Source organism: Streptomyces sp. NPDC053665, assembly GCF_055585285.1.
This window is the reverse complement of sequence record NZ_JBVJKK010000008.1, coordinates 88230-101489: the sequence shown is the minus strand read 5'-3', so window position 1 is coordinate 101489 and position 13260 is coordinate 88230. Positions and strand designations below refer to the sequence as shown.

Below are 13260 nucleotides of genomic sequence, written 5' to 3'. Positions count from 1 at the left end.
GTTACGCAGCGTTACTCTGCCGCGTCAAGCCGAATGGTCCGCACCGACTCTTCCGTGGTAGCGGCCGTGCATTGCGCCGGATGGGTGATCCATGGGGCCCGTTCGGGTGACGGCGGGGACCTGCTACCGTGGATGGCGCAATCCCGACGTCCTTTAAGGTCCGTCCCGTGAGGCGGAGAAGGAGGTCCGTTTCGTATGGACACGCACGACTCGCAGTCCGATGCCCGGCCCGTTCTGGAAGGGCCCGACATCGCACGGGTGCTGACCCGTATCGCCCACGAGATCGTCGAACGCGCCAAGGGCGCCGACGACGTGGTGCTCCTCGGCATTCCGACCCGGGGCGTCTTCCTCGCCCGCAGGCTCGCCGACAAGCTCGAGCAGATCACCGAGCGCAAGGTTCCGTGCGGCTCGCTCGACATCACCATGTACCGCGACGACCTGCGCATGCACCCGCCGCGTGCGCTGGCCCGCACCGAGATCCCCGGTGACGGCATCGACGGCAAGCTGGTCGTCCTCGTCGACGACGTGCTCTTCTCCGGCCGCACGATCCGCGCCGCCCTCGACGCCCTGAACGACATCGGGCGCCCGCGCGCGGTGCAGCTGGCGGTCCTCGTGGACCGCGGCCACCGCGAACTGCCCATCCGTGCCGACTATGTCGGCAAGAACCTCCCCACGTCGTTGCGGGAGACGGTCAAGGTCCAGCTCGCCGAGGAGGACGGTCGCGACACCGTGCTGCTCGGTGCCAAGCCGGCCGCCCAGTAGCACTCCGGGCGTACGCCGCCGCCGTACGCCGGTTCAGTGCGCGTGCCCGCGCGCCCGTCTGCCCCGAACCTCCCGTTTTGAACTGCCTTACGGAGCCTGACAGATGCAGCGTCATCTCATCTCGGCCGCCGACCTCACCCGCGACGACGCCGTCCTGATCCTCGACACCGCCGAGGAGATGGCCCGGGTCGCCGACCGGCCGATCAAGAAGCTGCCGACCCTGCGCGGCCGCACGATCGTCAACCTCTTCTTCGAGGACTCCACCCGGACCCGGATCTCCTTCGAGGCCGCCGAGAAGCGACTGTCCGCGGACGTCATCAACTTCTCCGCCAAGGGCTCCAGCGTGTCCAAGGGCGAGTCCCTGAAGGACACCGCCCAGACCCTGGAGGCCATGGGCGTCGACGCCGTGGTCATCCGGCACGGCGCCTCCGGAGCCCCCTACCGCCTGGCGAACTCCGGCTGGATCGACGCCGCCGTCGTCAACGCCGGCGACGGCACCCACCAGCACCCCACCCAGGCCCTGCTGGACGCCTTCACCATGCGCCGCCGCCTGATCGGGCCCGACGCCGGGCTCGGCCAGGACCTCGGGGGCAGGCGCATCACCATCGTCGGCGACGTGCTCCACAGCCGGGTCGCCCGCTCCAACGTGGACCTGCTGCACACCCTGGGCGCCGAGGTCACCCTCGTCGCCCCGCCGACCCTGCTGCCGGTCGGCATCGAGACCTGGCCGTGCGAGGTCTCCTACGACCTCGACAGCACCCTGACCAAGTCGGACGCGGTGATGATGCTGCGCGTCCAGCGCGAGCGCATGAACGCCGCCTTCTTCCCCACCGAGCGGGAGTACTCGCGGCGCTACGGACTCGACGGCGACCGCATGGCGCGGATGCCCGAGCACGCCATCGTGATGCACCCCGGGCCGATGGTCCGCGGCATGGAGATCACCGCCGAGGTCGCCGACTCCGACCGCTGCACCGTCGTCGAGCAGGTCGCGAACGGAGTGTCCATCCGGATGGCCGTCCTGTACCTGCTGCTCGGTGGCAACGAGCCCGCCGTCACCAACCCCCGCACCGAGGAGAAGTAAGACAGATGAGCAAGATCCTGATCCGTGGTGCGAAGGTGCTCGGCGGTGCCCCCCAGGACGTCCTGATCGACGGCGGGACCATCGCCGAGGTGGGGACCGGCCTGAGCGCCGAGGGCGCGGAGGTCGTCGAGGCCGAGGGCAAGGTGCTGCTGCCCGGCCTGGTCGACCTGCACACCCATCTGCGCGAGCCCGGCCGCGAGGACTCCGAGACCGTCCTCACCGGCACCCGCGCCGCCGCCTCCGGCGGTTTCACCACCGTCTTCGCCATGGCCAACACCTTCCCGGTCGCCGACACCGCCGGCGTCGTCGAGCAGGTCTGGCGGCTCGGCAAGGAGCACGGCTACTGCGACGTGCAGCCCATCGGCGCCGTCACCGTCGGCCTGGAGGGCAGGAAGCTCGCGGAGCTGGGCGCCATGCACGAGTCGGCCGCCGGCGTCACCGTCTTCTCCGACGACGGCAAGTGCGTCCACGACGCCGTGATCATGCGCCGGGCCCTGGAGTACGTGAAGGCCTTCGGCGGTGTCGTCGCCCAGCACGCGCAGGAGCCGCGGCTGACCGAGGGCGCCGAGATGAACGAGGGCGTCGTCTCCGCCGAGCTGGGTCTCGGCGGCTGGCCCGCGGTGGCCGAGGAGTCGATCATCGCCCGGGACGTCCTGCTCGCCGACCACGTCGGCTCCCGCGTCCACATCTGCCACCTGTCCACCGCCGGGTCCGTCGAGATCGTCCGCTGGGCCAAGTCCCGCGGCATCCAGGTCACCGCCGAGGTCACCCCGCACCACCTGCTCCTCACCGACGAGCTGGTCCGCTCGTACAACCCCGTCTACAAGGTCAACCCGCCGCTGCGCACCGAGCGCGACGTGATGGCCCTGCGCGAGGCCCTCGCCGACGGCACGATCGACATCGTCGCCACCGACCACGCCCCGCACCCGCACGAGGACAAGGACTGCGAGTGGGCCGCGGCCGCCATGGGCATGGTCGGGCTGGAGACCGCGCTGTCGGTGGTGCAGGAGACCATGGTGGACACGGGCCTGCTGGACTGGGCCGGCGTCGCCGACCGGATGTCCGTCAAGCCCGCGCAGATCGGACAGGCCGCCGGCCAGGGCCGTCCCGTCTCGGCAGGTGAGCCCGCCAACCTCACCCTGGTCGACACGGCATACCGTGGGCTGGTGGACCCCGCGGGCTTCGCCTCGCGCAGCCGCAACACCCCCTACGAGGGCCGTGAGCTGCCGGGCCGTGTGACGCACACGTGGCTGCGGGGCAAGGCCACGCTCGTCGACGGGAAGCTCACGTGACACCTGTACTCCTGCTGGCCGCCGAGAAGGAATCGGCGGAAGTGACCGACTGGGCCGCCCGCATCGGCTGGGTCGTCGGCCTCGCCCTGTTCGTCGCGCTCGTCTACTGGCTGATGCGCGAGGGCTGGAAGTGGCGCGGCACGCTCCAGGGCGACCTGCCCGAGCTGCCCACCGCCCCGGACGAGCCGGGCCCGGTTCGCCTGACCACGACCGGCCGCTACCACGGCTCCACCACCGCCGGGCAGTGGCTCGACCGCATCGTCGCCCGGGGCCTGGGCGCCCGCAGCCGCGCCGAGCTGACGCTGACGGACGCCGGCCTGGACGTCGTACGCCCCGGGGCGAGCGACTTCTTCGTGCCGGTGGCCCGGCTGCGCGAGGCCCGGCTCGACAAGGGCATCGCCGGCAAGGTGCTCACCGAGGGCGGCCTGCTCGTCGTCACCTGGGAGCACGGGGACCGGCTGATCGACTCCGGCTTCCGCTCCGACCACGCGGCCGGGCACCGCGAGTGGGTCGACACCATCAACGCCATGATCGAGAAGAACACCAGGGAAGGCGCCGAACGATGACCACCTCCACCAGGGGAGCCAAGACTCCCGCCGTGCTCGTCCTGGAGGACGGCCGGATCTTCCGGGGCCGCGCCTACGGGGCCGTGGGGGAGACCTTCGGCGAAGCGGTGTTCTCCACCGGCATGACCGGCTACCAGGAGACCCTCACCGACCCCTCCTACCACCGCCAGGTCGTGGTGATGACCGCCCCGCACGTCGGCAACACCGGCGTGAACGACGAGGACGCCGAGTCCCGGCGCATCTGGGTCTCCGGCTACGTCGTGCGCGACCCCGCGCGCGTGCCGTCCAGCTGGCGCTCCCGGCGCACCCTCGACGAGGAGCTGGACGCGCAGGGCGTCGTCGGGATCTCCGGCGTCGACACCCGCGCCCTCACCCGCCACCTGCGCGAGCGCGGCGCCATGCGCGTCGGCATCTTCAGCGGCGACGCCGTGCGGGACGACGCGACGCTCCTCGCGCGCGTGCAGGAGGCCCCGCAGATGAAGGGCGCCGACCTCTCCGCCGAGGTCGCCACCACCGAGGCGTACGTCGTCGCGGCCCAGGGCGAGAAGAAGTTCACCGTCGCCGCCGTGGACCTCGGCATCAAGGGCATGACCCCGTACCGCATGGCCGAGCGCGGCATCGAGGTGCACGTCCTGCCGGCCACCGCGAGCGTCGAGGACGTCTACGCCGTGAACCCGGACGGCGTGTTCTTCTCCAACGGCCCGGGCGACCCGGCCACCGCCGACCACCCCGTCTCCGTCATGCAGGGCGTCCTGGAGCGGGGCACCCCGCTGTTCGGCATCTGCTTCGGCAACCAGATCCTCGGCCGCGCCCTCGGCTTCGGCACCTACAAGCTGAAGTACGGCCACCGCGGCATCAACCAGCCGGTGCAGGACCGCACGACCGGCAAGGTCGAGGTCACCGCGCACAACCACGGCTTCGCCGTCGACGCCCCGCTCGACGAGGTCGCCGACACCCCGTTCGGCCGTGCCGAGGTGTCGCACGTCTGCCTGAACGACAACGTGGTGGAGGGGCTCCAGCTCCTCGACCGCCCCGCCTTCAGCGTCCAGTACCACCCCGAAGCGGCAGCGGGCCCCCACGACGCCGCCTACCTGTTCGACCGCTTCGTCTCCCTGATGGAGGGCCAGCGTGCCTAAGCGCACCGATATCCAGTCCGTCCTGGTCATCGGCTCCGGCCCGATCGTCATCGGTCAGGCCGCCGAGTTCGACTACTCCGGCACCCAGGCGTGCCGCGTGCTGAAGTCCGAGGGCCTGCGGGTCATCCTTGTGAACTCCAACCCGGCGACGATCATGACCGACCCGGAGATCGCCGACGCCACCTACGTCGAGCCGATCACCCCCGAGTTCGTCGAGAAGATCATCGCCAAGGAGCGGCCCGACGCGCTGCTGCCCACCCTGGGCGGCCAGACGGCCCTCAACACCGCGATCTCGCTCCACGAGAACGGCGTCCTCGACAAGCACGGCGTCGAGCTGATCGGCGCCAACGTCGAGGCCATCCACAAGGGCGAGGACCGCGACCAGTTCAAGGTGGTCGTGGAGGAGGTCCGCAAGAAGATCGGCCACGGCGAGTCCGCCCGGTCCTACATCTGCCACTCCATGGACGATGTCCTCAAGGGCGTCGAGGAGCTCGGCGGCTACCCGGTCGTGGTCCGTCCCTCCTTCACCATGGGCGGCGCCGGCTCCGGCTTCGCCCACGACGAGGAGGAGCTGCGCCGCATCGCGGGCACCGGCCTCACCCTCTCGCCGACCACCGAGGTGCTCCTGGAGGAGTCCATCCTCGGCTGGAAGGAGTACGAGCTGGAGCTGATGCGCGACAAGCACGACAACGTCGTGGTCGTCTGCTCCATCGAGAACTTCGACCCGATGGGCGTGCACACCGGCGACTCCATCACCGTCGCCCCGGCGATGACCCTCACCGACCGCGAGTACCAGATCCTGCGCGACATCGGCATCGCCGTGATCCGCGAGGTGGGCGTCGACACCGGCGGCTGCAACATCCAGTTCGCGGTGAACCCCGAGGACGGCCGGGTCATCGTGATCGAGATGAACCCGCGCGTCTCCCGCTCCTCGGCCCTCGCCTCCAAGGCGACCGGCTTCCCGATCGCCAAGATCGCGGCCAAGCTCGCCGTCGGCTACACGCTGGACGAGATCCCCAACGACATCACGCAGGAGACCCCGGCCTCCTTCGAGCCCACGCTCGACTACGTGGTCGTGAAGGCCCCCCGGTTCGCCTTCGAGAAGTTCCCCAGTGCCGACTCCACCCTCACCACCACCATGAAGTCGGTCGGCGAGGCCATGGCCATCGGCCGGAATTTCACCGAGGCCTTCCAGAAGGCCCTGCGCTCGCTGGAGAAGAAGGGCAGCCAGTTCACCTTCGTCGGCGATCCCGGCGACAAGCTCCAGCTCCTGGAGCAGGCGGTGCGCCCCACCGACGGCCGCATCAACACCGTCATGCAGGCCATCCGCGCGGGCGCCACGCCCGAGGAGGTCTTCGACTACACGAAGATCGACCCCTGGTTCGTCGACCAGCTCTTCCTGATCAAGGAGATCGCCGACGAGCTGGCCGAGGCCCCCGAGCTCACCGCCGACCTGCTGGCCGAGGCCAAGCGGCACGGCTTCTCCGACACGCAGATCGGCGAGATCCGCGGCCTGCGCGAGGACGTCGTCCGCGAGGTCCGGCACGCGCTCGGCATCCGCCCGGTCTACAAGACGGTCGACACCTGCGCCGCCGAGTTCGCCGCGAGGACGCCGTACTTCTACTCCTCCTACGACGAGGAGAGCGAGGTCGCGCCTCGCGAGAAGCCGGCCGTCATCATCCTGGGCTCCGGCCCGAACCGCATCGGCCAGGGCATCGAGTTCGACTACTCCTGCGTCCACGCCTCCTTCGCACTGAGCGACGCGGGCTACGAGACGGTGATGGTCAACTGCAACCCGGAGACCGTCTCCACCGACTACGACACCTCCGACCGCCTGTACTTCGAGCCGCTCACGCTCGAGGACGTGCTGGAGATCGTGCACGCCGAGCGGCAGGCCGGACCGGTTGCGGGCGTCGTCGTCCAGCTCGGCGGCCAGACCCCGCTGGGCCTGTCGCAGGCGCTGAAGGACAACGGCGTGCCGATCGTCGGCACCTCCCCGGAGGCCATCCACGCCGCCGAGGACCGCGGCGCCTTCGGCCGGGTCCTCGCCGAGGCCGGCCTGCCCGCCCCCAAGCACGGCACGGCCACCACCTTCGCCGAGGCCAAGGCCATCGCCGACGAGATCGGCTACCCGGTCCTGGTGCGCCCGTCCTACGTCCTCGGCGGGCGCGGCATGGAGATCGTCTACGACGAGACGCGCCTGGAGGCGTACATCGCCGAGTCGACCGAGATCAGCCCGTCCCGGCCGGTCCTGGTCGACCGGTTCCTCGACGACGCCATCGAGATCGACGTCGACGCCCTCTACGACGGCGAGGAGCTGTACCTCGGCGGCGTCATGGAGCACATCGAGGAGGCCGGCATCCACTCCGGCGACTCGGCGTGCGCCCTGCCCCCGATCACCCTCGGCGGCTTCGACATCAAGCGCCTGCGCGCCTCCACCGAGGCCATCGCCAAGGGCGTGGGCGTGCGCGGCCTGATCAACATCCAGTTCGCGATGGCCGGCGACATCCTCTACGTGCTGGAGGCCAACCCGCGCGCCTCGCGCACCGTCCCCTTCACCTCGAAGGCGACGGCGGTGCCGCTGGCCAAGGCCGCCGCCCGCATCTCGCTGGGCGCCACCGTCGCCGAGCTGCGCGCCGAGGGCCTGCTCCCGGCCACCGGCGACGGCGGGGAGCTGCCGCTGGACGCGCCGATCTCCGTCAAGGAGGCCGTCATGCCGTGGTCGCGCTTCCGCGACATCCACGGCCGCGGCGTCGACACGATCCTCGGCCCGGAGATGCGCTCCACCGGCGAGGTCATGGGCATCGACTCCGTCTTCGGCACGGCGTACGCCAAGTCGCAGGCGGGTGCCTACGGGCCGCTGCCCACCAAGGGCCGCGCGTTCATCTCCGTCGCCAACCGCGACAAGCGCTCGATGATCTTCCCGGCCCGCGAGCTCGTCGCGCACGGCTTCGAGCTGCTCGCCACCTCCGGCACCGCCGAGGTCCTCAAGCGCAACGGCATCAACGCCACCGTCGTGCGCAAGCAGTCCGAGGGCGTGGGCCCGAACGGCGAGAAGACCATCGTCCAGCTCATCCACGACGGCGAGGTCGACCTCATCGTCAACACCCCGTACGGCACGGGCGGCCGCCTCGACGGCTACGACATCCGCACGGCGGCGGTGGCCCGCTCGGTGCCCTGCCTGACGACGGTCCAGGCGCTGGCGGCGGCGGTGCAGGGCATCGACGCCCTCAACCGCGGCGACGTGGGCGTCCGCTCGCTCCAGGAACACGCGGAACACCTGACCGCGGCCCGCGACTAGCAGCCCCGAGGGGGACACCGGAAACGGTGTCCCCCTCTTCGTGAGGACGTCACGTCCTGGTGAGGACACCATGTACAAGATCTTCTTCCGTCTCGTCTTCAAGCGGCTGGACCCGGAGCAGGCGCACCACCTCGCCTTCCGCTGGGTCCGCCTGGCCGCCCGCGTGCCCGTGCTGCGCACCTTCCTCGCGGCCGCCCTCGCGCCCCGCTACAAGGAGCTGCGCACCGAGGCCCTCGGGCTGCGCATGCACGGCCCCTTCGGGCTCGCGGCCGGCTTCGACAAGAACGCCGTCGGCATCGACGGCATGGCCATGCTGGGCTTCGACCACGTCGAGATCGGCACGGTGACCGGCGAACCCCAGCCGGGCAATCCCCGGCAGCGGCTGTTCCGCCTGGTGGAGGACCGCGCGCTGATCAACCGCATGGGCTTCAACAACGACGGCTCGCTCCGCGTGGCCGCCCGCCTGGCCTCCCGCACGCCGGTCTTCAAGCCGGTCGTCGGCGTCAACATCGGCAAGACCAAGGTCGTCCCCGAGGAGGACGCCGTCGCCGACTACGTGAAGTCCGCGGAGCGCCTCGCGCCCTACGCCGACTACCTGGTCGTCAACGTCTCCTCGCCGAACACGCCCGGCCTGCGCAACCTCCAGGCCACCGAGGCCCTGCGCCCCCTGCTGAGCGCCGTCCGCGAGGCCGCCGACCGCACGGTCTCCGCCCGCCGCGTCCCGCTGCTGGTCAAGATCGCGCCGGACCTCGCCGACGAGGACGTCGACGCCGTCGCCGACCTCGCCGTCGAGCTCGGCCTGGACGGCATCATCGCCACCAACACCACCATCGCCCGCGAGGGCCTCGGGCTGAGGTCCGCGCCCGGCCTGGTCAAGGAGACCGGCGGTCTGTCCGGGGCGCCGCTGAAGGAGCGGTCCCTGGAAGTCCTGCGGCGCCTCTACGCGCGCGTGGGCGACCGGATCACCCTGGTGGGCGTCGGCGGCATCGAGAACGCCGAGGACGCCTGGCAGCGCATCCTGGCCGGCGCCACGCTCGTCCAGGGCTACAGCGCCTTCATCTACGAGGGGCCCTTCTACGCCCGCTCGATCCACAAGGGGCTCGCCGCCCGCCTGGCGACCAGCCCCTACGCCACGCTCGCCGACGCGGTGGGCGCCGACGTGAGGAAGACGGCATGAGTGCCCTGGAACCCTTCGGCGCGCGCCTGCGCCGGGCCATGGACGAGCGCGGCCCGCTGTGCGTGGGCATCGACCCGCACGCGTCCCTGCTGGCCGAGTGGGGCCTGAACGACGACGTCGCGGGCCTGGAGCGGTTCAGCCGCACGGTCGTCGAGGCGGTGGCCGACCGGGTCGCCGTGCTCAAGCCGCAGAGCGCGTTCTTCGAGCGCTTCGGTTCCCGGGGCGTCGCCGTCCTGGAGGCGTCGGTCGCCGAGGCGCGGGCGGCGGGCGCGCTGGTCGTGATGGACGCCAAGCGCGGCGACATCGGCTCCACCATGGCCGCCTACGCCGAGTCCTTCCTGCACAAGGACGCACCGCTGTTCTCCGACGCGCTCACGGTCTCGCCCTACCTGGGCTACGGCTCTCTCGCCCCGGCCGTGGAACTGGCCCGCGAGAGCGGCGCCGGACTGTTCGTGCTGGCGCTCACCTCCAACCCGGAGGGCGGCGAGGTCCAGCACGCCGTGCGCTCCGACGGGCGGAACGTCGGGACGACCATGCTCGCGCACCTGGCCGCCGAGAACGCCGGCGAGCAGCCCCTGGGCTCCTTCGGCGCGGTCGTCGGCGCCACGCTCGGTGACCTGTCGACGTACGACCTGGACATCAACGGTCCGCTCCTCGCACCCGGCATCGGGGCCCAGGGAGCCACACCGGCCGATCTTCCCCGGGTCTTCGGATCGGCCGTGCGCAACGTCGTGCCGAACGTCAGCCGGGGAGTGCTGCGCCACGGACCCGACGCGGTCGCTCTGCGTGACGCCTCGGAACGCTTCGCGGAGGAGATCCGTCAGGCCGTGACGTCCTCCTGAGGCGGTCTGGACCATCGGCGGGACCTCCGGTGGGCGGCCCGGGAGGCCGTTGAATCTGAATACATCCTCAAATCCAGGGCAGTATGTCCTAAATGTCCGTTCACCTGAAGGCTGACCAGGACTTTTCCGCTGTTCTCGCTGACTCCGGCGGACTTGCCCGCTAGTCTCCGACGAGAGAACGGGCAAGCGTGTGTTGCTCGTACCTCCCCAGGTGTGGGGCGACTAGGTTCCTCACCGGTCCGTATCCGACAGTTCGACATCCGAGGTGACGTAGGCGTGGCTCTTCCGCCCCTTACCCCTGAACAGCGCGCAGCCGCGCTCGAAAAGGCCGCCGCGGCTCGCCGGGAGCGGGCCGAGGTCAAGAATCGACTCAAGCACTCCGGCGCCTCCCTTCACGAGGTCATCAAGCAGGGCCAGGAGAACGACGTCATCGGCAAGATGAAGGTCTCCGCCCTCCTCGAGTCGCTGCCGGGCGTGGGCAAGGTCCGCGCCAAGCAGATCATGGAGCGACTCGGCATCTCCGAGAGCCGCCGCGTGCGGGGTCTCGGCTCCAACCAGATCGCCTCCCTGGAGCGCGAGTTCGGCAGCACCGGCTCCTGAACCGCTCACTCCGCGGAAGCGAGTCCCGGGCACTCCGGGATTGCTGGATAATCGCTGCATGGCTGTAACACCCCGGGGGACGTCCCCCGTACCCCCGGACGCACGTCCGCGGCTGACCGTGCTCTCCGGCCCCTCCGGGGTCGGCAAGAGCACGGTCGTCGCTCATATGCGCAAGCAACACCCCGAGGTCTGGCTCTCGGTGTCGGCGACGACCCGCAAGCCCCGTCCCGGCGAGCAGCACGGAGTCCACTACTTCTTCGTCACCGACGACGAGATGGACAAGCTGATCGCCAACGGCGAGCTGCTGGAGTGGGCCGAGTTCGCCGGCAACCGCTACGGCACGCCGCGCGCGGCCGTGCAGGAGCGCCTGGAGAAGGGCGAGCCGGTCCTCCTCGAGATCGACCTCCAGGGCGCCCGGCTGGTCCGGGAGTCGATGCCCGAGGCCCAGCTGGTGTTCCTGGCCCCTCCCTCCTGGGAGGAGCTGGTGCGCCGGCTCACCGGTCGCGGCACCGAACCGCCCGAGGTCATCGAGCGCAGGCTCGAGGCGGCCAAGACCGAACTGGCCGCGGAACCGGAGTTCGACACCACCCTGGTCAACACCTCCGTCGAGGACGTGGCGCGCGAGCTGCTAGCCTTGATGGACGTCGTGTGACCATCGCTGATCGATCCGGTCCTCGCTGATCACCCCGACAGATTCTTTCCCATCCATCGGAAGGTAGAGCGTGTCCTCTTCCATCTCCGCGCCCGAGGGCATCATCAACCCGCCGATCGACGAGCTCCTCGAGGCCACCGACTCGAAGTACAGCCTCGTGATCTACGCGGCCAAGCGGGCCCGCCAGATCAACGCGTACTACTCGCAGCTCGGCGAGGGTCTCCTCGAGTACGTCGGTCCCCTCGTCGACACGCACGTCCACGAGAAGCCGCTCTCGATCGCCCTCCGCGAGATCAACGCGGGGCTCCTGACGTCCGAGGCCGTAGAGGGCCCGGCGCAGTAAGTACGATCTGCAGCTTGACGCTGACTTGTCCACAGGCCCGGCAGGCCGACTGCCGGGCCTGTGGTGTGTGATGGGACGTGTAGGTCGCCGAGGTCCGGGGAGAGACAGTGGACAAGCCGAAGGTCGTACTGGGGGTCAGCGGCGGCATCGCCGCGTACAAGGCCTGTGAGCTGCTGCGGCGGCTGACCGAGTCGGGTCACGACGTGCGCGTGGTGCCCACCGCCTCCGCCCTGCATTTCGTCGGGGCCGCCACCTGGTCCGCCCTGTCCGGCAACCCGGTCTCCACCGAGGTCTGGGACGACGTCCACGAGGTCCCGCACGTCCGCATCGGGCAGCACGCCGACCTGGTCGTCGTCGCCCCGGCCACCGCCGACATGCTCGCCAAGGCGGCCCACGGCCTCGCCGACGACCTGCTCACCAACACCCTGCTCACCGCCCGCTGCCCCGTCGTCTTCGCCCCCGCGATGCACACGGAGATGTGGGAGCACCCGGCCACCCAGGAGAACGTGGCGACGCTGCGCCGCCGCGGCGCCCTGGTCGTCGAGCCCGCCGTGGGCCGCCTCACCGGCGTCGACACCGGCAAGGGCCGCTTCCCCGACCCGGCCGAGATCTTCGAGGTCTGCCGCCGGGTGCTGGCCCGCGGTGTGCGCGAGCCCGACCTCACCGGGCGGCACGTCGTGATCAGCGCCGGCGGCACCCGGGAGCCCCTCGACCCGGTCCGCTTCCTCGGCAACCGCTCCTCCGGCAAGCAGGGCTACGCCCTCGCCCGCACCGCCGCCGCCCGCGGTGCCCGCGTCACGCTCGTCGCCGCCAACAGCACCCTCCCGGACCCGGCCGGCGTGGACGTGGTCCCGGTCGGCACGGCCGTGCAGCTGCGGGAGGCGGTCCTCGCGGCGGCCGCCGGGGCCGACGCCGTGGTCATGGCGGCGGCCGTCGCCGACTTCCGCCCCGCGGCCTACGCCACCGGAAAGATCAAGAAGAAGGACGACCGGGAACCCGAGCCGATCACCCTGGTGCGGAATCCGGACATCCTCGCCGAGATCTCCGCCGACCGCCCGCGTCCGGAACAGGTGATCGTCGGCTTCGCCGCGGAGACCGACGACGTCCTGGCCAACGGCCGCGCCAAGCTCAAGCGCAAGGGCTGCGATCTGCTGGTCGTGAACGAGGTGGGGGAGCGCAAGACCTTCGGCTCCGAGGAGAACGAGGCGGTCGTGCTCGGTGCCGACGGCAGCGAGACCGCCGTTGCGCACGGCCCCAAGGAGGCGCTGGCCGAAATCGTGTGGGATCTCGTGGCCGAACGACTGGCCTGAAGCTGCCTCCAGCCTCAGCGCCGCTCGAAACCGGGTGGATCGGGGCGTGGCGCCTCTGGCCAATGCCGCTCGGAATTGGGCAGAATGCCCGTGCCGCAGGTCACAGCGCTCCCGAGGGACGAGACAGGGGGGCCGTGGCCGAAGCGTGACCCGTAAACTGTTCCACGGACGGCGCCGGGTGCAGCCCCCGCCGTCCGC

General features: G+C 70.8%; 12 protein-coding genes. All 12 read left to right on the top strand.

From position 1 onward, the window contains the following. Positions 1–195: 195 nt before the first annotated feature. The 12 genes from pyrR (at position 196) to coaBC (ending at position 13062) form a co-directional block, all read left to right on the top strand. A complete protein-coding gene (pyrR, locus tag ACZ6ZN_RS28465) occupies positions 196–762 on the top strand; it encodes a bifunctional pyr operon transcriptional regulator/uracil phosphoribosyltransferase PyrR (RefSeq protein WP_469650636.1) in 567 nt (188 codons plus the stop codon). 103 nt (positions 763–865) lie between these two features. Next, a complete protein-coding gene (locus ACZ6ZN_RS28460; protein WP_451877227.1) occupies positions 866–1843 on the top strand; it encodes an aspartate carbamoyltransferase catalytic subunit in 978 nt (325 codons plus the stop codon). Positions 1844–1848: 5 nt separating this feature from the next. Beyond that, a complete protein-coding gene (locus ACZ6ZN_RS28455) occupies positions 1849–3135 on the top strand; it encodes a dihydroorotase (protein ID WP_398110712.1) in 1287 nt (428 codons plus the stop codon). After that, the gene (locus ACZ6ZN_RS28450) at positions 3132–3701 is read left to right on the top strand and encodes a PH-like domain-containing protein (RefSeq protein WP_451877228.1); all 570 of its coding nucleotides are present in this window, start codon (positions 3132–3134) and stop codon (positions 3699–3701) included. Before ACZ6ZN_RS28455 ends, ACZ6ZN_RS28450 begins: the two co-directional genes overlap by 4 nt. Next, on the top strand, positions 3698–4837 hold the full coding sequence (carA, locus tag ACZ6ZN_RS28445; protein ID WP_451877229.1) for a glutamine-hydrolyzing carbamoyl-phosphate synthase small subunit: 1140 nt from the start codon (positions 3698–3700) through the stop codon (positions 4835–4837). The genes ACZ6ZN_RS28450 and carA overlap by 4 nt, the downstream gene beginning before the upstream one ends. Then, complete coding sequence (gene carB, locus ACZ6ZN_RS28440; RefSeq protein ID WP_451877230.1) at positions 4830–8138, top strand: carbamoyl-phosphate synthase large subunit; 3309 nt, start codon at positions 4830–4832, stop codon at positions 8136–8138. Before carA ends, carB begins: the two co-directional genes overlap by 8 nt. Positions 8139–8208: 70 nt before the next feature. Continuing rightward, positions 8209–9315, top strand: coding sequence for a quinone-dependent dihydroorotate dehydrogenase (locus ACZ6ZN_RS28435; RefSeq protein WP_469650632.1), 1107 nt, complete (start codon positions 8209–8211; stop codon positions 9313–9315). Then, positions 9312–10157, top strand: a complete 846-nt coding sequence (gene pyrF, locus ACZ6ZN_RS28430; RefSeq protein ID WP_469650629.1) for an orotidine-5'-phosphate decarboxylase — start codon at positions 9312–9314, stop codon at positions 10155–10157. The genes ACZ6ZN_RS28435 and pyrF overlap by 4 nt, the downstream gene beginning before the upstream one ends. A 276-nt stretch (positions 10158–10433) precedes the next feature. Next, on the top strand, positions 10434–10757 hold the full coding sequence (locus ACZ6ZN_RS28425; RefSeq protein WP_003977346.1) for an integration host factor: 324 nt from the start codon (positions 10434–10436) through the stop codon (positions 10755–10757). Between the two features lie 58 nt (positions 10758–10815). After that, complete coding sequence (gene gmk, locus ACZ6ZN_RS28420; protein WP_467738607.1) at positions 10816–11409, top strand: guanylate kinase; 594 nt, start codon at positions 10816–10818, stop codon at positions 11407–11409. Positions 11410–11479: 70 nt separating this feature from the next. After that, positions 11480–11752 carry a DNA-directed RNA polymerase subunit omega gene (gene rpoZ, locus ACZ6ZN_RS28415; RefSeq protein ID WP_003988945.1) on the top strand — a complete coding sequence of 91 codons (273 nt, stop codon included), beginning with the start codon at positions 11480–11482 and terminating at the stop codon, positions 11750–11752. A 107-nt stretch (positions 11753–11859) separates the two neighbouring features. Beyond that, a complete protein-coding gene (gene coaBC, locus ACZ6ZN_RS28410) occupies positions 11860–13062 on the top strand; it encodes a bifunctional phosphopantothenoylcysteine decarboxylase/phosphopantothenate--cysteine ligase CoaBC (protein ID WP_398110719.1) in 1203 nt (400 codons plus the stop codon). Positions 13063–13260 lie beyond the last annotated feature (198 nt).